The sequence below is a fragment of the Stappia sp. genome (genome assembly GCF_048268045.1).
Classification (GTDB): Bacteria; Pseudomonadota; Alphaproteobacteria; order Rhizobiales; family Stappiaceae; genus Stappia.
On the sequence record NZ_JBLWWG010000006.1, the window covers coordinates 89755 to 108490 of the forward strand.

The following is an 18736-nucleotide window of genomic DNA, read 5'->3' on the forward strand; positions in this document are numbered from 1 at the left end:
TGCGTTGGGGCGGCGGTGCGGGCCGCCGGCGTGTCATTCGGCGGCGGCTTGCGTGTTTGCCTGCGCCATGCGTCGGCGCAGCGCGTCGCCGAAGGCGGCGAACAGCCGCGAGGAGGCGGCGTCGCTGCCGACCCAGTATTCGGGGTGCCACTGGGTGGCGATGGCAAAGCCGGAGGCGCCGGCCACCGACACGGCCTCGACCGTGCCGTCGTCCGCGGTCGCCTCGACGACGAGGCCCGGCGCGAGCCGGCCGATCGCCTGACGGTGCAGCGAGTTCACCTCGACGCGCGCATCGCCGAGGATATCGGCGAGCCGGCCTCCGGCGCGCACCTCGACGTGATGGGCGAGGGCGAAGCGTGTGTCCTGGTCGCCCTCCGCCGGGGCGCGGTGATCCTGCCGGCCCTCGAGCTCCTGCACCTCGGCGACGAGGGTGCCGCCAAGGGCGACGTTCGTTTCCTGAAGCCCCCGGCAGATGGCGAAGAACGGCAGGCCGCGCTCGAGCGTGCGACGGATCAGCGGCAGCGTCGTGGTGTCGCGACGCTGGTCGTAAGGGCCGTTCCTGTCGCTCGAATCGCCGCCATAGAGCGCCGGATGGACATTGGAGCGCGATCCCGTGAGAAGAACGCCATCGACCCTGTCCAGGACGGCGTCCAGATCGATCGCGGGGCCGAGCGAGGGCAGCAGCAGGGGCATTGCGCCCGCGCCCTGTACCACCGCCTCGAGGTAGGAGGAGGGCGCTGCGTGCCAGACGTAGCCGTCGACTTCCTTCACGTCGCAACTGACGAGAACAACGGGTGCGGACATGGGAACTCCTGTGGAGCCGGTATCTTGCGTCGCGTCTGGCCGACCTGCAGCGTCACGCAAGCGATGAGATTGCGGAGATTAGCGAACGGGACGATCTTGTCCACCGCCGCGCCTCGAAGACGATGCGGGGACGTGCATTTTCCCGCTCCGGTAGCGGCGCGAAAAAACTCGCCCCGGCGGCCGGTGGCCTTGTGTCGTCGGGGTATATGCGGTTTATATCACGGTCAAAGTGTCTTTTTGCGAAAGGCGCTTGGCAATGTCGCGCGACAGCGGTTGCCGACATGAATTCGAGAGTTGAGGATCTCGACAATTCCCAAGGGAGGGGACACATGGATCGTCGTTCATTTATCAAGAAGGCTGGTCTCGCGGGTGTTGGCGCCGGCGCCGCCACGCTTGCCGCGCCGGCCATCGCGCAGGGCAACCAGACCTGGCGCATGGTTACGACCTGGCCGAAGAACTTCCCCGGCCTCGGCGTCGGCGCACAGCGCCTCGCGGACCGCATCACCGCCGCGTCCGGCGGCCGGCTGACCGTGCAGGTCTATTCCGCCGGCGAGCTGGTGCCGCCGCTGCAGTCGCTCGACGCGGTCATCGACGGCTCGGCCGAGATGAGCCATGGCGCCGCCTACTACTGGCAGAACAAGAGCCCGGCGCTGTCGTTCTTCACCGGCGTTCCCTATGGCATGACCTCGCGCGAGCTGACGGCGTGGGTGCGCTACATGGGCGGCCAGGAGATCTGGGACGAGATCTACGACCAGTTCGGCGTGCAGGGCTTCCTGTCGGGCGACACCGGCACCCAGGCGGGCGGCTGGTTCCGCGACGAACTCAAGGGGCTTGAGTCGGTCAAGGGCCTGCGGTTCCGTACACCGGGCCTCGGCGGCCGGGTGTGGGAGAAGCTCGGCGCCACCGTGACCAACATGGCCGCCGGCGAGATCTTCCAGGCGCTGCAGTCGGGCACGCTGGACGCGGCCGAGTTCGTCGGCCCGTACAACGATCTGGCGCTCGGCTTCTACCAGGTGGCGAAGAACTACTACTTCCCGAGCTTCGTCGAGCCGGGCCTTGCCACCGAGCTCGTCGTCGACAAGGCCAAGTACCAGGCCCTGCCGTCCGACCTGCAGGCGATCGTCAAGGACGCGTGCCAGGCCGAGTACGACCAGGTCGCCTCGGACTTCTACGCCAACGATCCGCGCGCGCTGAAGACGCTGGTCGACGACCATGGCGTGATCGTGCGTCAGTTCCCCGACGACATCATGGAAGCGGGCGCCAAGGCGGCCGAGGAGATCCTGATGTCGCTGCGCGATTCGGACGATGCGCTGACCAAGAAGACGACCGAGAGCTTCATCGAGGCGCTCAACATCCTGCGCACCCGCACCGAGGGCACCGACGGCGCCTTCGTCGAGGCCCGCAAGAAGTACTTCAAGATCTGAGGTCTCATCCGGCCCGCACGCGGGCCTGGAAACGGAAAACCCCGGCCGCGAGGCCGGGGTTTTTTGTTGGGTGCGTCGTCCGTCCGTGGCGCCAGGGCGTACCCCGACGCCGGGGGCGTTCAGCTATAGATCGCGCGGGGAAGCCAGGTGGCGATCTCCGGGAACATGAACATGATCGCGATGGCGAGCATCTGCAGCAGCACGAAGGGCAGGACGCCCTTGTAGATCATTGCCGTCGACACCGAGTGGGGCGCGACGCCGCGCAGGTAGAACAGCGCGAAGCCGAAGGGCGGCGTCAGGAACGATGTCTGCAGGTTGACGCCGACCAGGATGCCGAGCCAGACCGGATCGACGTCGAGCGCCAGCAGGATCGGCGCGGTGATCGGGATCACGATGAAGATGATCTCGAAGGTGTCGAGGATGAAGCCCAGCAGGAACATGATGAGCATCACCACCGCGACGGCGGCGAGCGTGCCGCCGGGCAGGTTCGACAGGAACTCGTGCACCAGGTTGTCGCCGCCCATCAGGCGGAAGACGATGGAGAACACCGAGGCGCCGAACAGGATGATGAACACCATGCAGGTGATCGTCGCCGTGGCGGTCGCCGTCTCGCGCAGGACCGAGAAGGACAGCCGCCAGCGTGCCGCCGCCAGCACCGTCGCGCCGACAGCGCCGACGGACGCCGCTTCCGTCGGCGTCGCGACGCCGCCGAGGATCGAGCCGAGGACGGCGAGGATCAGCAGCAGCGGGGGCAGCAGAGCGACGACGATCTCGCCGAGCAGCTCCGACTTTTCCTCCGGCGGAACCGGGGTCGCGGGGCACGATTGCGGATCGACGATCGCCTTGAACACGGTGTAGGCGAGATAGAGGCCGACGAGCAGCATGCCCGGCAGGATCGCGCCGGCGAAGAGATCGCCGACGGAGACCGGAACCGGTGCGAAATTGCCCTTGGCCATCTGCACCTGGGCATTGATGCCCGAGAGCATGTCGCCCATGAAGATCAGCACGGTCGAGGGCGGGATGATCTGACCGAGCGTGCCGGACGCACAGATGACGCCGGTGGCAAGGCGCGGGTCGTAGTTGGCCCGCAGCATCGCCGGCAGCGAGATCAGGCCCATGGTGACGACGGTTGCGCCGACGACGCCGGTGGAGGCGGCCAGCATCGCGCCGACGATGATCACCGACATGCCGAGGCCGCCGCGCATGTTGCCGAACAGCTTGCCCATGGTGAGCAGGAGCTGCTCGGCGATCTTCGAGCGCTCGAGCATCACGCCCATGAAGATGAACAGCGGCACGGCGACCAGCACCTCGTTGGTCATGTAGCCGATGTAGCGGTTGGCGAGGCTGCCGAAGTTGGACGGGTCGAAGACGCCGAACCACATGCCGAGCGCGCCGAACAGCAGCGACACGCCGGCGAGCGTGAAGGCGACCGGGAAGCCGAGCAGCAGAAAGCCGATGATGCCGAAGAACATGAGCCCCGAAAGGAGCTCGCCGATAAGGACAGGATCCATCAGGCTTCCGCTCCCTGCTTGAGGATGCCGGGGGTCTCGTAGCGCAGCCGCTCCGGCAGCATCTCCTCGTTCCCGGTGAGCACCAGCACGGAGCGAAACACCATGGCGAGGCCCTGAAGCGCGACGAGGGCGGCGAAGGCGATGATGAAGCTCTTCAGCACGAACAGGCCGGGCATTCCGCCGACATTGGCCGAGGCCTCATGCAGGCGCCAGGAGCGGCTGACGAAGGGCCAAGCGTAGCTGTAGACCACATAGGTGAACGGGAAGAGGAAGAGGAACACGCCGATGAAGTCGACGATCGCTTTCCGCCGCACGGTGGCGGGGCGGTAGAAGATGTCGACGCGGACATGGTCGTTTCGCAACAGGGCGAAACCGGCGACGGCAGTGAACATCGCCCCATTCAGCCAGACGTAGAGATCCTGCATCCAGACGAAGCTCGTGGCGAAGACATAGCGCTGGACCACGACAGTGAAGCAGATCACGACGATGGCCAGTGACAACCACGAAAAGATGGCGCCGATCAGGGCGTTGAGCCCGCAAATGGCGCGTACGGCAAAGGCAAGCGCGCGCACGGGATCAGGCCCGTTCACGCGTCGAACGACGCGCTTTCTCGAGTTTCATCACAGACCCTCTTTGCATTTCCCCCGGAAGGATGCCGGCGTTTTCACCGTTTCACCCAATTCCTCATTGTTGACGGCGAGTTGCTTAGCAGCTTTGGCGCGAATGCAAAAGCAAAGGCGACGGAATGCCTGCTGAAATTGCGGGCGCTGCGCGGTGTTTTCAGGCCCGCCGCCGGCGCGACAACCGGCGGTGGCGCGGGGCACTTTCGCCCCTTCCGGGCGCCTGTCGTGTTGCCTGAGAGGCAGCTTTCATTGCCTCGCTCCGGTGGAATTCGATTGACGGGGCGGGGGCTTGGGCATGAACCTCGGCAGGTCCGGCGTCGCGATGCGCCGGCAGGGAGGGGAATTTCACATGGCACGCAACACGGTCACGCTGGACGACAAATACGATCTCGACAAGGAGCGCGTTTTCCTGTCGGGGACGCAGGCGCTGATCCGGCTGACACTGATGCAGAAGGCGCGCGACCGGCTCGCCGGGCTGAACACGGCCGGCTATGTCAGCGGATACCGCGGCTCGCCGCTCGGCGCTCTCGATCAGCAGTTCCAGAAGGCCGCGCGGGTGCTTGCGCCGGCCGATGTCGTCTTCCGGCCGGGAATCAACGAGGACCTGGCGGCGACGGCGCTGTGGGGCACGCAGCAGGCGCAGATGCGCGGCGAGGGGCGTTTCGACGGCGTTTTCGGGATCTGGTACGGCAAGGGACCCGGCGTCGACCGCTCGGGCGATGCCTTCCGTCATGCCAATCTGGCCGGCACCTCGCCCCATGGCGGCGTGCTGGCGCTGATGGGCGACGATCATACCTGCGAGAGTTCGACCACGGCGCATCAGTCGGAATTCGCCCTCGTCGACGCGATGATGCCGATCCTCAACCCGGCCGGCGTGCAGGAGATCCTCGACTTCGGTCTCTTCGGCTGGGCGCTTTCGCGCTACGCCGGGGTCTGGGCCGGGCTGAAGCTGGTCAAGGACAATGTCGAATCAACCGCCTCCATCGAGGGTCATGGCGACCGGGTGCGCCCGGTGCTGCCCGACTTTCCCTTTCCCCCCGGCGGCGTCCATATCCGGCCCTCCGATCATCCGCTGACGCAGGAAGCAAGGCTGCATGAGGTCAAGCTGCCGGCGGCGCGGGCCTTCATCGACGCCAATCCGCTCGACAAGCTGGTGCTTTCCGGCGGCCGCCGGCCGCGCATCGGCATCGTTTCCACCGGCAAGAGCTTCCTTGACGTGCTGGAGGCGCTCGAACATCTGGGCATCGACGAGGTGGATGCCGCCGATTTCGGCCTGGCGCTGGTGAAGATCGGCTGCACCTGGCCGCTGTCCGCCTCGCGCATGCGCGACTTCGCCCGCGGCCTGGAACTGGTCATCGTGGTGGAGGAAAAGCGCGGGCTGATCGAGCCGCAGCTCAAGGAGATCCTCTACGGCCTGAGCGACGCGCCGGCGATCGTCGGCAAGACGGACGAGCACGGCGAGGTGCTGTTTCGCGCCCCCGCGGCACTGGAGCCGGTGGACATCGCGCTGGCCATCGGCCGACGCCTGAAGGAGCGGTTTCCCTCGGAGCGCCTGGCCGCGCGCGTCGCCGAGCTTTCGTCGCGCCGCCAGAAACTCGCCGAGACCCAGGATGTCGCCGTTCGCAGCCCGTATTTCTGCGCCGGCTGCCCGCACAACTCGTCGACGCGGGTGCCCGAGGGAAGTCGCGCCTATGCCGGCATCGGCTGCCACTACATGGTCCAGTGGATGGACCGGTCCACCGAGGGCTACACGCAGATGGGCGGCGAGGGCGCCAACTGGATCGGCGAGGCGCCCTTTTCGCGCACCGGCCACGTCTTCCAGAACCTCGGCGACGGCACCTACAATCATTCGGGTGCGCTGGCGATCCGCGCGGCCAAGGCCGCCGGCGTCAATGTCACCTACAAGATCCTCTACAACGATGCGGTGGCAATGACCGGTGGTCAGGCCCATGACGGAGGACTGAAGGTTGACGAGATCGCCCGGCAGGTCGCCGCCGAAGGCGCGAGACGGGTCGTTGTCGTCACCGACGAACCGGGAAAATACCCGGTTGCGACCGCCTGGCCTTCCGGGACGTCGATCCATCATCGTGACGAACTCATCGAGGTCGAGCGGGAACTGGCAAAGGAGCCGGGCCTGACCGTGCTTCTGTACGACCAGACCTGTGCGGCGGAGAAGCGCCGGCGGCGCAAGCGCGGCCTCTTCCCCGACCCGGACGAGCGGATTGTCGTCAACGAACTGGTTTGCGAGGGCTGCGGCGATTGCGGCGTGCAATCGAACTGTGTGGCGGTGCAGCCGCTGGAAACCGAGTGGGGGCGCAAGCGCACCATCGACCAGTCGTCCTGCAACAAGGATTATTCCTGCGTGAAGGGCTTCTGCCCCTCCTTCGTCAGCGTGCGCGGTGGCGTGCTCAAGGGCCGCACGGCGCTGCCGCCGAAGGCTCCGGAGGTGCCGCAGCCCGCGATCGAGCCGCTGACGCGGACCTATGCGGCGATGATCACCGGCGTCGGCGGCACCGGTGTCGTGACCGTCGGCGCGGTGATCGGCATGGCCGCCCATCTCGATGGGCTCGGCTGCGGCATCATCGACATGGCGGGGCTGGCCCAGAAGGGCGGCGCGGTGACGAGCCACCTGAAGCTGGCGCCGCGCCCGGAGGACATTTCCGCCATCCGCGTCGGTCCGGGTAGTGCCGACCTGGTGCTTGGCTGCGACATCGTCGTCGCCGGTTCCGCCAAGGTGCTTGGCGCCATGCGCCCGGAAACGGCGCTGGCGGTGATCAATACACATGAGACCCTGCCGGGCGATTTCACCAAGAACCCGGACTTCAGCCTGCCCGGACGACGGCTCGTCGCCGCCATTTCGGCCGCCGCCGGCGAGGGGCGAAGCCACTTCCTCGACGCCACGGAGATCGCGGAGGCACTGTTTGGCGATGCCATCGCCGCGAACATGTTCCTGCTCGGCTACGCCTGGCAGCTTGGCGGGGTGCCGCTGAGCCTGGAGGCGCTCGAGGAGGCGATCCGCCTGAACAAGGTGTCGGTGGAGATGAATCTTTCCGCCTTCGCCTGGGGCCGCGCCGCGGCTGTCGACCCGGCTTGTGTCGATACCGCCCGGCCGAAGCTGCCGGAGGGCCTGCCGCACCGCCGCCTGTCGGAGGGGTTGGAGGAGATCGTCGCGCGTCGGGAGGCGTTCCTGGCCGACTATCAGAACGCGGCCTACGCCAGGCGGTACGGCGAACGTATCGCGCAGCTTCGCCAGCGGGCGGATGGTCTTGGAGAGACCGGGACGGCGATTGCTGAAACCGCGGCGCGCCAGCTCTTCCGGATGATGGCGATCAAGGATGAATACGAGGTCGGGAGGCTTCATTCGGCCCCGGCGTTCGAGGCGCAGCTTGCCGAGACCTTCTCCAGTTACGAGAAGCTGGAGTTCCATCTCGCCCCGCCGCTGTTCTCGCGCCCCGACAAGCGCACGGGTCGGCCGGCCAAGCGTCGCTTTGGTCCGTGGGTCCGTCCGCTGTTCCGCTTTCTCGCCTTCGCGCGCGGCCTGCGGGGCACGGCCTTCGACGTGTTCGGGCGCACGCAGGAGCGAAAGATGGAACGGGCGCTGCGCGATGAATACGAGGCCATCGTCGATGAGGTGGCGGCGAGCGTGACCGCCGAAAATGCCGAGGCGGCACTGGCGTTGCTGGCCTATCCGGAGCGGATCCGCGGCTTCGGCCCGGTCCGCGCGGAAGGGGCGAAGCTGGCGCAGGCCAAGCTGCCCGGGCTTGTCGCAGCGTATCGGTCGGCGCGCAAGTCGTCGGATCTCGCGGCTGCCGAGTGAGGAGAATCCGCAAGATCGTTGCGGTCCGGACGCTGTTCCGGGCCGCATCTTCTCATGACTTGGCGTGCGATACCGGAGGTTGTCTCAGGATTGTATTTTGAAATTACGTGCATTTAACAGTGTAATTCGGCTACGCTCGCCGGGGTTTCCAGGGAGGACGACCGATGAGTGCAGTGCGCATCATTGTCTGTGCTGTTGTTTTTGTTGTGGGGATGACGGCGCTTGCCAGCGCCCATGGCGGCGGATGTCGCAAGGACAGCCCGCCGGGCAAGTGCTGCCACGCCGGCTCCAAGCCTTATCATTGCCATTGATCGCGGGAGCTTGCCTTGGCGGCGGTCAGCCGCCCCAGTCGACCTGGGTCGTCAGCATGTAGCCCGAGCCGTAAATGGTGCGGATCAGCGGCGGCTCGTCAGGGCGCGTCAGTTTCTTGCGGATGCGGGAGATGCGCACGTCGATTGCCCGGTCAAGAGTGTCATCGCGTCCGCCATGCTCGAGCAGATAGTCGCGCGAAAGCACGCGCTTGGGCGCGCGCAGCAAAGCGCCGAGGAGTGTCGCCTCGCCGGTCGACAGGAAGGTCTCCTCGCCCTCCGGAGAAACCAGGCGGTGCGAGCCGGGCTCGAAACGCCATCCGGCAAAGCGGGCGATGTCGAGCGGCTCCGCGTCTCCGGCGGTTGGAGACGCCGTGGCGCTGCGGCGCAGCAGCGAGCGCACCCGGGCGACGATCTCGCGCGGATCGAAGGGCTTCACCACATAGTCGTCGGCGCCGAATTCCAGCCCCATGATCCGGTCGGAGGCATGGCTGCGCGCGGAAAGCACGAGGATGGGGACCGGGCCGGTGGCGCGGATGCGGTTGATCGCCTCGAGGCCGTCCATGTCCGGCAGGCCGAGATCGAGGATCACGGCGGCCGGCGAGGCCGTGTCGAGGGCGGCCAGCGCCGTGTCGGCATTGGCGAAGGCGGCGGTGCGGAACCGGTAGCCGGAAAGGGTTTCCGCCAGCAGGCTGCGGATGTCGGCCTCGTCCTCGACGATGAAGATGAGGGGCTCGGCGGTTGTCGTGTCCTGCGCGGCTGTCGTCATCGGGACAGGATCTCGCTCATGGTGCGGGCAAGCAAGCCCGCAGCGAAGGGTTTCGACAGGATCGGGCAGTCGGGGAGCGGCGCGCCGCCGTCGGTGCCATCGCGATAGCCGCTCATCAGCGCGATCGGCAGGCCGGGCCGTGCGGCGCGGATCTTCTCCGCCAGCACCAGCCCGCTCATCTGGCCGGGCATCACCACGTCGCTCAGCACGGCGCGGATATCGCCGACCTCGGCGACGAGTTCGAGCGCGTCGTCGGCCTCGCCGGTGACGAGGACGGAATAGCCGAGGACGCAGAGCTGGTCGCGCACCACGTCGGCGACGGCGGCGTCGTCTTCCACCAGCAAGACCAGTTCGCCGTTGCCGTGGCGCGTGCCCTGTGTCTCGTCGGCACCGTCGGCCACGGCCGCGTCGGCTGTGACGGGCAGCAGCACGCGGATCTCCGTGCCGTGGCCGCTTCGGCTTTCGATCGACACGCAGCCTCCCGAGCGGCGCGCAAATCCGTAGACGGTGGGAAGGCCGAGGCCGCTTCCCGTGCCGAAGGGCTTGGTCGAGAAGAACGGGTCAAAGGCCTGCCGGCGGACGTCCTCGCTCATGCCGGCGCCGGTGTCGCAGACCAGGATGCGGGCGTATCGCCCGGGCGCGATGCCGAGCGATGCGGTTTTGGCCGGGGAAATCTCGTCCTCCTCCAGGCGGACAAGGATCGTTCCGCCGGAGGGCATGGCATCGCGGGCGTTGAGAACGAGATTGACGAGCGCGTTCTCGAACTCGGACGGGTCGACCCGTACGGGTGGATCGGCGTCTCCGGTCTCCAGCGAAAAGGTGATGCCGCGCGGCAGCGAGCCGGAGAGCAGCCCTTCCATGTTGGCGAGAAGGGCGGCAAGGCGAACCGGCTTGCTGTCGGCGGCGGTCCCCTTCGCGAAGGCGAGCAGGCGGCGGGTCAGGTCGGCGCCGCGTTGGGCCGCCTGGAGGATCGGGTCGATGTGGCCGGAGAGATCCGGCATCGCGGGAATATCGGCCTTGCGCCGCAGGCTGAGCACGTTGCCGATGATGATGGTCAGCAGGTTGTTGAAGTCATGGGCGAGCCCGCCGGAGAGCTGGCCGACGGCCTCCATGCGCTGGGCCTGGGCAAGCGCTGTCTCGGAGCGTTTCTGCTCCGTCACGTCGAGCGAGAGAACGAAGCAGCCGAGTGTCCGACCGTCGGCGGTGCGGTCGGGGATCAGGGTTGAGCGCATGTGCGCGATACGGCCGGTCGCGCGGTTGCGCGCGTATTCGTAGGAAACCGCCTGGCCGGTGAAGGCCCTGGCGATATGCGGTTCCAGCTCGGGATAAAGCTCGGGGCCGATGATATCGGCGACCGGGCGCCCGACCAGGGATTCCACCGTCTGGTCGAACCACTTGGCATAGCGGCGGTTGGCGAAGCGGTAGACCGGGCCGGGGCCGACATAGGCAATGAGCGCGGGCACGCTGTCGGTGACCAGACGCAGCCAGTCCTCGCTCTGGCGCAACTGGCGGGTGCGTTCGGCGACGGTGCGTTCGAGGTTCGCCTGATGTTCGCGCTCGCGGGTGATGTCGGTGTAGGTGGTAACGAAGCCGCCGGTCGGCAGCGGTGCGCCCGTGACGAGAACCACCTGGCCGTCCGGGCGCACCCGCTCGAAGGAATGCGGCTCGAACAGCCGCGCCCGCTCGACGCGGCGGGCGATCATCTCGGCGATGTCGCCGTCGCCGTATTCGCCGCGCGCGGCATTGACCTCGAGAAAGGCGGACAGCGGCGCGCCGCGGTGAGCGAGGTGCATGGGGAATTCCAGCATCTCGAAGAGCTGACGGTTCCACGCCACGAGCTGAAGCTGCGCGTCGAAGACCGAAAACCCCTGATTGATGTGATCGAGCGCGGCCTGGAGGAGGTCCAGGCGGTCCCGGTAGAGATCACCGCTGGTCATGACGGGGAGTGTATGCAAAGCGCGGCGGCTGTCGAACGAAAAGGCGGCAACCTGGCGGGGTGCGCTGAAACAATTCGAAACAGTTCGCACATATTGGCGCAACGTCGCCGCAATAGCGTTTCCTCAAGCGCATGACCAGCGTCAATCGCGAGCAAGTCCCGTCGATACAATCGATGCTTGTTCGCGGAGGAGGGCGGTGGTCAGATAAGCGCACAGAATGACGAGACCCCGAAAAATCGGGGCGTCCAGAGGGGAAGAAACGCAATGGCAGGGTCGCCCGTCACCGAGCGCCTCGGTGAGGACACCTTTCCGAAAATTCTCCTGCGCAACGCCAGTGTCTTCGCGGACCGTCCGGCAATGCGGGAGAAGGATTTCGGAATCTGGCAGGTGTGGACATGGGCCGAGGTGCTGGAGGAAATCCGCGCCTTTTCCATCGGACTTCGCGATATCGGCTTCGCCCGCGGCGACAGGATCGCCATCATCGGCGCGAATCGGCCGCGGCTCTACTGGGCCATGGTCGCGGCGCAGTCGCTGGGCGGCGTGCCCGTCCCGCTCTATTCGGACTCCGTCGCCGAGGAGATGGCCTTCGTGCTCGAGCACGCCGAGGTCCGCTTCGCCTGCGTCGAGGACCAGGAGCAGGTCGACAAGGTCCTTTCCATGTCGCAGAGCCTGCCCCGCCTCGAACATGTCGTCTACGACGAGCCCCGCGGCCTTCGCGACTACGACCACGCCCGGCTGCATTCCTTCGAGGAGCTGCAGAAGGCGGGCAGGGCGACGCTGGCCGACGACGCCGGCAGGGAAGCCGCCTGGCTCGAGGATATCGCCGCCGCACAGGGCCGCGACATCGCCGTCATGCTCTACACCTCCGGCACCACCGGCCGTCCCAAGGGGGTGATGCTCTCCTTCGACAATCTGGTCATCTCGGCGCGCAACGGAAACGCCTTCGATCGCCTCGACGAGACGGAGGAAACGCTCGCCTACCTGCCGATGGCCTGGATTGGCGACCACGTCTTCTCGCTGGCCCAGGCCTATACGGCCGGGTATTGCGTCAACTGCCCGGAAAGCCTGGAGACGGTGTTGTCCGACCGGCGCGAGATCGCGCCGACCTATTTCTTCGCGCCGCCGCGCGTCTTCGAGGGCCTGCTCACCCACATCATGGTGCGCATGGAGGACGCCAGCCGCCTCAAGAAGCGCATGTTCGACTACTTCATGGGGGTGGCGCGCCGGGTCGGCGAGAAGATCCTCAACGGCGAGAGCGTGGCGACCACGGACCGGCTGCTCTACGGGCTCGGCGAGATCCTGGTCTACGGGCCGCTGAAGAACCAGATGGGCTTCACCCGCATGAAGGTCGGCTACACCGCCGGTGAGGCGATCGGGCCGGAGATCTTCCGCTTCTACCGGGCGCTGGGCCTGAACCTGAAGCAGCTCTACGGCCAGACGGAAGCCAGCGTCTACATCACGATGCAGCCGGACGGCGAGATCCATGGCGACACGGTGGGCACGCCGGCGACCGGCGTGGAGCTGAAGATCGCCGACAACGGCGAGGTGCTCTACCGCTCGCCGGGCGTCTTCGTCGGCTACTACAAGAACGACGAAGCAACGCGCGCGACCAAGACCGAGGACGGCTGGGTGCTGACGGGCGACGCGGGCTTCATCGCCGACAACGGTCACCTCAAGATCATCGACAGGGCGAAGGACGTCGGCAAGCTGTCCGACGGGGCCTTGTTTGCGCCGAAATACATCGAGAACAAACTCAAGTTCTTTCCCAATATCAAGGAAGTGGTGGCCTTCGGCGACGGTCGCGACTTCTGCGGGGTCTTCGTCAACATCGACCTGACCTCGGTCGGCTCCTGGGCGGAGCGGAACAACGTCAATTATGCCTCCTATCAGGAGCTGGCCGCCCATCCGCATGTCTACGAGATGGTGCGCGAGCATGTCGACCAGGTGAACCGGGATCTCGCCGGCGAGCCGATGATGGCGGGGTCGCAGGTCAAGCGTTTCCTGATCCTGCACAAGGAGCTCGACGCCGACGACGGCGAGCTGACGCGGACCCAGAAGGTGCGCCGCTCCTTCATCGCCGAGCGCTACGCGCCGCTGATCGAGGCGCTCTACGACGGCTCCACTTCGAAGCACGTGCGCACCGAGGTCACCTATGAGGACGGGCGCAAGGGTGGCATCGAGGCGACCGTCGAGATCCGCGACATGACGCTCTATCCGGTGACGCCGGGCGGGATGAAGGAGGCCGCGGAATGAACGCCCCAGTCGATCCGGCACGCATGGCCGGCTCCCCTTCCGGCGTCCGGCGCGGCGACGTGCTGCTGGCGGTGGACAGTGTCTCGCTCTCCTTCGGCGGCGTGAAGGCGATCACCAATATTTCCTTCGATATCCGCAAGGGAGAGGTGCGCGCAATCATCGGCCCGAATGGTGCGGGCAAGACGTCGATGCTCAATGTCATCAACGGCTTCTACCATCCCCAGGAAGGCACGATCACCTGGCGCGGCGAGGTGCGGCGCAAGATGAAGCCCTATGAGGCGGCAAGCCAGGGCATCGCCCGCACCTTCCAGAATGTCGCCCTGTTCAAGGGCATGACGACGCTCGACAACATCATGACCGGGCGCGGCCTGAAGATGCGCAGCAACTTCTTCTGGCAGTGCCTGTACTGGGGGCCGGCGCTGAAGGAGGAGATCGAGCATCGCCGCAAGGTGGAGGAGATCATTGACTTCCTCGAGATCCAGGCGATCCGCAAGACGCCGGTTGGGCGGCTGCCCTACGGGTTGCAGAAGCGGGTCGAGCTTGCCCGCGCGCTTGCCATGGAGCCGGAGCTGCTGCTGCTCGACGAGCCGATGGCGGGCATGAATCTGGAGGAGAAGGAGGACATGAGCCGCTTCATCCTCGACGTCAACCAGCAGTTCGGCACGACAATCGCGCTCATCGAGCACGACATGGGGGTGGTCATGGATCTGTCCGACCGGGTCGTGGTGCTCGACTATGGCCGCAAGATCGCCGACGGGCCTCCCGAGGAGGTGCAGTCGAACCAGGATGTGATCGACGCGTATCTCGGGGGGGCGCATTAATGGACATGCTCTACAACATATTCATCGACCCCTTCGTGCAGATGGTCGGCGCTCCGGACTTTCTGATCCAGGTGGTCTGGGAAGGCTTCGTCGCCGGCGTGCTCTACGCCCTGATCGCGCTCGGTTTCGTGCTGATCTACAAGGCTTCGGGCGTCTTCAACTTCGCGCAGGGCATCATGGTCGTGTTCGCCGGCCTATCCCTGGTCGGCCTCCACGAGAAGGGGGTGCCGGCCTGGCTGGCGCTGATCCTGGCGATCGGCATCATGGCGATCCTCGCCGTGTGCATCGAGAAGTTCGTCATGCGGCCGCTGGTCGGACAGCCGGACATCATCCTGCTGATGGCGACCATCGGCATGACCTACTTCCTGATTGGTCTTGGCGAGGTCATCTTCGGCGGCGAGCCGAAGCAGATGATCACCTCCGAGCTCGGCCTGCCGACCGGCTCGACCGCCTTCGAGATAGGTGATCGCGGGCTCGTCATCCTCCAGCACATCGACATCGCTGCCGCGGTCATCGCGCTGCTGATGGTCGGCAGCCTCGCTGTCTTCTTCAACCGCACCCGTATCGGCCGCGCCCTGCGCGCTGTCGCCGACGACCATACGGCGGCCCTGTCGGTCGGCATCTCGCTCAATCAGATCTGGGCGATCGTCTGGTTCGCCGCCGGCATCGTCGCACTCGCCACCGGTATCATGTGGGGCGCACGCTCGGACGTCTCCTTCGCACTCGAGATCGTGGCGCTGAAGGCCCTTCCGGTGCTGATCCTGGGCGGTTTCACCTCGATCCCGGGTGCCATCATCGGCGGGCTGATCATCGGTATCGGCGAGAAGGTCGGAGAGATCTACTGGGGTGGCCTGGTAGGGGGCGGTATCGAGAGCTGGCTCGCCTATGTGATCGCGCTGCTCGTCCTGCTGTTCCGGCCGCAGGGCCTGTTCGGCGAAAAAATCATCGAGCGGATCTGAGGAGCACGTCATGTTCTATCGTGAAGCCGGCCAGTACAAGACGACCTACGCGGCCGACCAGCAGATCTTCCCGATCCGCCAGGACCGCATCGGCGTTGCCGTCATCCTCGTCCTCGCGCTTCTTCTGCCGATGGTGGCGAGCGAGTTCGTGCTCTCCGCTGTCGCCATTCCCTTCCTGGTCCTGGCGCTGGCGACCATCGGTCTCAATATCCTGACGGGCTATGCAGGCCAACTGTCGCTGGGTACCGGCGCCTTCATGGGGGTCGGCGCGTACAGTTGCTACAAGCTGGTGACCATCTTCCCCGAGGTGAATGTCGTCGTTCACATCCTTCTGTCGGGGACCTTCGCCGCCGCCGCGGGTGTCGTTTTCGGCCTGCCGTCGCTGCGCATCAAGGGCCTCTATCTCGCGGTGACGACACTTGCGGCGCAGTTCTTCCTCGAGTGGTGCTTCATCCGCATCCCGTGGCTCTACAACTACAATTCCTCCGGCGCGATCGAGGTGCCAGGGCGCGAGATCATGGGCACGCTGATCACCGGCCCGGCGGCTGGCGCCGGCGCCCGCTACTACGTGGTCCTGGCGATCGTCGTGGTGATGACGCTGCTCCTGAAGAACCTGATCCGCGGGCGCATCGGCCGGCAGTGGATGATGATCCGCGACATGGACATTGCCGCCGAGCTGATGGGCGTTCGGCCGCTGATCGCCAAGCTCTCGGCATTTGCCGTGTCGTCCTATGTGTGCGGCGTCGCCGGCGCGATGTTCGTGTTCTTCTATCTTGGGGCCTCGGAACCGGCGGTGTTCTCGATCACCCTGTCGTTCCAGGTTCTGTTCATGGCGATCATCGGGGGCCTCGGCTCGCTGGTGGGATCCTTCTTCGGCGCGGCGTTCATCTGGATCCTGCCGATCCTGCTGCGCGTCGGCTTGCCGGCGCTCGGCGTCGACGTGGCCGCCGAGACCGTCTTTCAGGGCGCGCAGATGACCATCGGTGCGCTCATCATCTTCTTCCTGATCGTCGAACCGCACGGGCTGGCCCGGCTGTGGGCGATCGGAAAGGAGAAACTCAGGGTCTGGCCGTTCCCGTACGCGTGATCAGGGAGGATCCGCGGGGAGGGTGACCCTCAGACAGGCCATCGGGGCGCAAGCCGGACCCAGGTCCGGATGGCGAGACCCCCGGGGCAAGGCTCCGCAAGGGGCGCGAATGGGAGGAAAGACATGCGCATGAGAACTCTCCTGGCGGGATCGGTCCTGGTGGGCCTGGCGGCGTCCTTCGCTGCTCCGGCCGTCGCCGAGGATTCCGTCTACATCCAGCTGCCGACCTATCGGACCGGCCCCTATGCCGGATCGGGCATCCACATCGCCAACGGCATGTCCGACTACCTGGCGATGGTCAACGAGCGCGACGGCGGTGTGAACGGCGTCAAGATCGCCTTCGACGAGTGCGAGACCGGCTACGACACGCAGAAGGGCGTGGAGTGCTACGAGCAGGCCAAGGCCAAGAACACGCTGGTGTTCAATCCGTGGTCGACCGGCATCACGCTGCAGGTCATCCCGAAGTCGTCGGTCGACAAGATCCCGGTTCTGTCGATGGCTTACGGCCTCTCCGCGGCGGCCGACGGCAACACCTTCCCGTGGGTCTTCAATCCGCCGGATACCTACTGGGACGGGCTCTCGGCAATCGTCAAGTATATCGGCGAGCAGGAAGGGGGCATGGACAAGCTCAAGGGCAAGAAGATCGGCTACATCTTCCTTGACGCAGGCTATGGGCGCGAGCCGATCCCCCTGCTCGACAACCTCGCCCAGAAGTATGGCTTCGAGGTGCTGCAGTACCCGGTACCGGGCAAGGAGATGCAGAACCAGTCCTCGCAGTGGCTCTCGATCCGTCGCGACCGTCCCGATTATGTCGTGATGTGGGGCTGGGGCGCCATGAACCCGACCGCCATCAAGGAGGCGGTGAAGAACCGCTTCGACATGTCGAAGTTCATCGGCGTGTGGTGGGCCGGCGGCGATGAGGACGCACGGGCTGGCGGCACGGGCACCAAGGGCTACAAGTCGGTCAGCTTCAACAATGTCGGTGCCGACTATCCGGCGATCCAGGACATCAAGAAGCTGGTGGTCGACGCGGGCAAGTCGCAGACCCCGCCGAGCACGCTTGGCGAGAACCTCTACAACCGCGGTGTCGTCAACGCGGTCTACATGGTCGAGGCGATCCGCACCGCCCAGGAGATGACCGGCAAGAAGGTGATCAATGCCGAGGACATGCGCGTCGGCCTGGAGAACCTGAAGATCGACGAGGCACGCCTGGAGGCCATCGGCCTGAAGGGCATGATCGCGCCGCTGGAGATCACCTGCGCCAACCACTCCGGTCACCACCCGCTGTTCATCCAGGAATGGGACGGCGAGAAGTGGGTCCCGGCGACCGACTGGTTCTCGCCGATGACCGAAGAGGTGACGCCGATCCTGATGCAGGCCTCAAAGGACTATGCCACGTCCAACGCGCCGTGGCCGGCGCGCGCGGATGCCTGCCCGGCGAAGTGATCGCAGCGGCATCAATGCAAGAACCCCGGCCCGCGGCGACAGCCGCGGACCGGCAGCAGACCCGCCGGCCCGAGCCTGGAAAAGCCCGGGCCGGCCCGCCCAACGACCAGCGCCGGAAGAGTGACATGGACGCCACCGCACGACAGAGCGAAACGGCCGCTTCGACGATCCTCGCCGTGAACAACATCGAGGTCATCTACAACCACGTGATCCTCGTTCTGAAGGGCGTCTCGCTGACCGTGCCGGAGGGCGGCATCGTTGCGCTTTTGGGTGCGAACGGCGCCGGCAAGACGACGACGCTCAAGGCCGTGTCGAGCCTGCTGCAGGCCGAGCGCGGCGACGTGACCAAGGGGTCGATCACCTTCAAGGGCGAACAGGTGCAGGCGTTGTCGCCGAGCGACCTGGTGCGCCGCGGCTGCATTCAGGTCATGGAGGGGCGGCATTGCTTCGGCCACCTGACCATCGAGGAAAACCTCCTGACGGGAGCCTTTACCCGGCGTGACGGCGACGCGGCGGTGCGCGCCAGCCTGGAGAAGGTCTATGCCTATTTCCCCCGCCTCAGGGAGCGCCGCTCCAGTCAGGCGGGCTACACCTCCGGCGGCGAGCAGCAGATGTGCGCGATCGGTCGCGCGCTGATGAGCCGTCCGAGCATGATCCTGCTTGACGAGCCGTCGATGGGCCTTGCCCCGCAGCTGGTCGAGGAGATCTTCGAGATCGTGCGCGAGCTGAACCAGAAGGAGGGGGTTTCCTTCCTGCTGGCCGAGCAGAACACCAATGTCGCGCTGCGCTATGCCACCTACGGATACATTCTGGAGTCCGGGCGCATCGTGCTCGATGGCGAGGCGAAGGCGCTGCGGGAGAACGAGGACGTGAAGGAATTCTACCTCGGCGTCGGTGGCGAGGGGCGCAGATCCTTCCGAAACGTGAAGCACTACAAGCGTCGCAAGCGCTGGCTGGCGTGATGTCGGCACGGCAAT

The 18736-nt window shown here is 66.1% G+C and carries 14 protein-coding genes; 9 read left to right on the plus strand and 5 right to left on the minus strand.

Features of this window, described 5'->3' with window-relative positions:
- Positions 1-33: 33 nt before the first annotated feature.
- Complete coding sequence (locus tag ACN0WF_RS11325; protein ID WP_417772929.1) at positions 34-804, minus strand: gamma-glutamyl-gamma-aminobutyrate hydrolase family protein; 771 nt, start codon at positions 802-804, stop codon at positions 34-36.
- 329 nt (positions 805-1133) lie between these two features.
- Between ACN0WF_RS11325 and ACN0WF_RS11330 the strand changes: the two genes are divergently transcribed.
- Positions 1134-2228, plus strand: a complete 1095-nt coding sequence (locus ACN0WF_RS11330) for a TRAP transporter substrate-binding protein (RefSeq protein ID WP_417772930.1) — start codon at positions 1134-1136, stop codon at positions 2226-2228.
- Positions 2229-2347: 119 nt separating this feature from the next.
- Here ACN0WF_RS11330 and ACN0WF_RS11335 read toward each other — a convergent pair whose 3' ends face one another.
- Positions 2348-3739 (minus strand): TRAP transporter large permease, encoded by a 1392-nt coding sequence (locus ACN0WF_RS11335; RefSeq protein WP_417772931.1) that lies wholly within the window; start codon positions 3737-3739, stop codon positions 2348-2350.
- On the minus strand, positions 3739-4329 hold the full coding sequence (locus ACN0WF_RS11340; RefSeq protein ID WP_417772932.1) for a TRAP transporter small permease subunit: 591 nt from the start codon (positions 4327-4329) through the stop codon (positions 3739-3741). Before ACN0WF_RS11340 ends, ACN0WF_RS11335 begins: the two co-directional genes overlap by 1 nt.
- A gap of 382 nt (positions 4330-4711) precedes the next feature.
- Here ACN0WF_RS11340 and ACN0WF_RS11345 point away from each other — a divergent pair, with 382 nt between their 5' ends.
- Positions 4712-8179, plus strand: coding sequence for an indolepyruvate ferredoxin oxidoreductase family protein (locus ACN0WF_RS11345; protein WP_417772933.1), 3468 nt, complete (start codon positions 4712-4714; stop codon positions 8177-8179).
- A gap of 164 nt (positions 8180-8343) precedes the next feature.
- Entirely contained in the window at positions 8344-8490 is a 147-nt protein-coding gene (locus ACN0WF_RS11350; protein WP_417772934.1) for a hypothetical protein, read from the plus strand.
- A 25-nt stretch (positions 8491-8515) separates the two neighbouring features.
- On the opposite strand, the gene ACN0WF_RS11355 is transcribed toward ACN0WF_RS11350, so the two are convergent.
- Both ACN0WF_RS11355 and ACN0WF_RS11360 read right to left on the minus strand, forming a co-directional pair.
- On the minus strand, positions 8516-9256 hold the full coding sequence (locus ACN0WF_RS11355) for a response regulator transcription factor (protein ID WP_417772935.1): 741 nt from the start codon (positions 9254-9256) through the stop codon (positions 8516-8518).
- The gene (locus ACN0WF_RS11360) at positions 9253-11193 is read right to left on the minus strand and encodes a PAS-domain containing protein (RefSeq protein ID WP_417772936.1); all 1941 of its coding nucleotides are present in this window, start codon (positions 11191-11193) and stop codon (positions 9253-9255) included. Before ACN0WF_RS11360 ends, ACN0WF_RS11355 begins: the two co-directional genes overlap by 4 nt.
- Before the next feature lie 264 nt (positions 11194-11457).
- On the opposite strand from ACN0WF_RS11360, the gene ACN0WF_RS11365 reads away from it, so the two are divergent.
- The 6 genes from ACN0WF_RS11365 (at position 11458) to ACN0WF_RS11390 (ending at position 18721) form a co-directional block, all read left to right on the plus strand.
- A complete protein-coding gene (locus tag ACN0WF_RS11365) occupies positions 11458-13446 on the plus strand; it encodes an AMP-binding protein (RefSeq protein WP_417772937.1) in 1989 nt (662 codons plus the stop codon).
- Entirely contained in the window at positions 13443-14267 is an 825-nt protein-coding gene (locus ACN0WF_RS11370) for an ABC transporter ATP-binding protein (RefSeq protein ID WP_417772938.1), read from the plus strand. The genes ACN0WF_RS11365 and ACN0WF_RS11370 overlap by 4 nt, the downstream gene beginning before the upstream one ends.
- 5 nt (positions 14268-14272) lie before the next feature.
- Positions 14273-15226 (plus strand): branched-chain amino acid ABC transporter permease, encoded by a 954-nt coding sequence (locus ACN0WF_RS11375; RefSeq protein WP_417772939.1) that lies wholly within the window; start codon positions 14273-14275, stop codon positions 15224-15226.
- A 10-nt stretch (positions 15227-15236) separates the two neighbouring features.
- Entirely contained in the window at positions 15237-16313 is a 1077-nt protein-coding gene (locus ACN0WF_RS11380) for a branched-chain amino acid ABC transporter permease (RefSeq protein ID WP_417772940.1), read from the plus strand.
- A gap of 123 nt (positions 16314-16436) precedes the next feature.
- Complete coding sequence (locus ACN0WF_RS11385; protein ID WP_417772941.1) at positions 16437-17759, plus strand: ABC transporter substrate-binding protein; 1323 nt, start codon at positions 16437-16439, stop codon at positions 17757-17759.
- A 125-nt stretch (positions 17760-17884) separates the two neighbouring features.
- The gene (locus ACN0WF_RS11390; protein WP_417772942.1) at positions 17885-18721 is read left to right on the plus strand and encodes an ABC transporter ATP-binding protein; all 837 of its coding nucleotides are present in this window, start codon (positions 17885-17887) and stop codon (positions 18719-18721) included.
- The last annotated feature ends 15 nt before the right edge of the window (positions 18722-18736 follow it).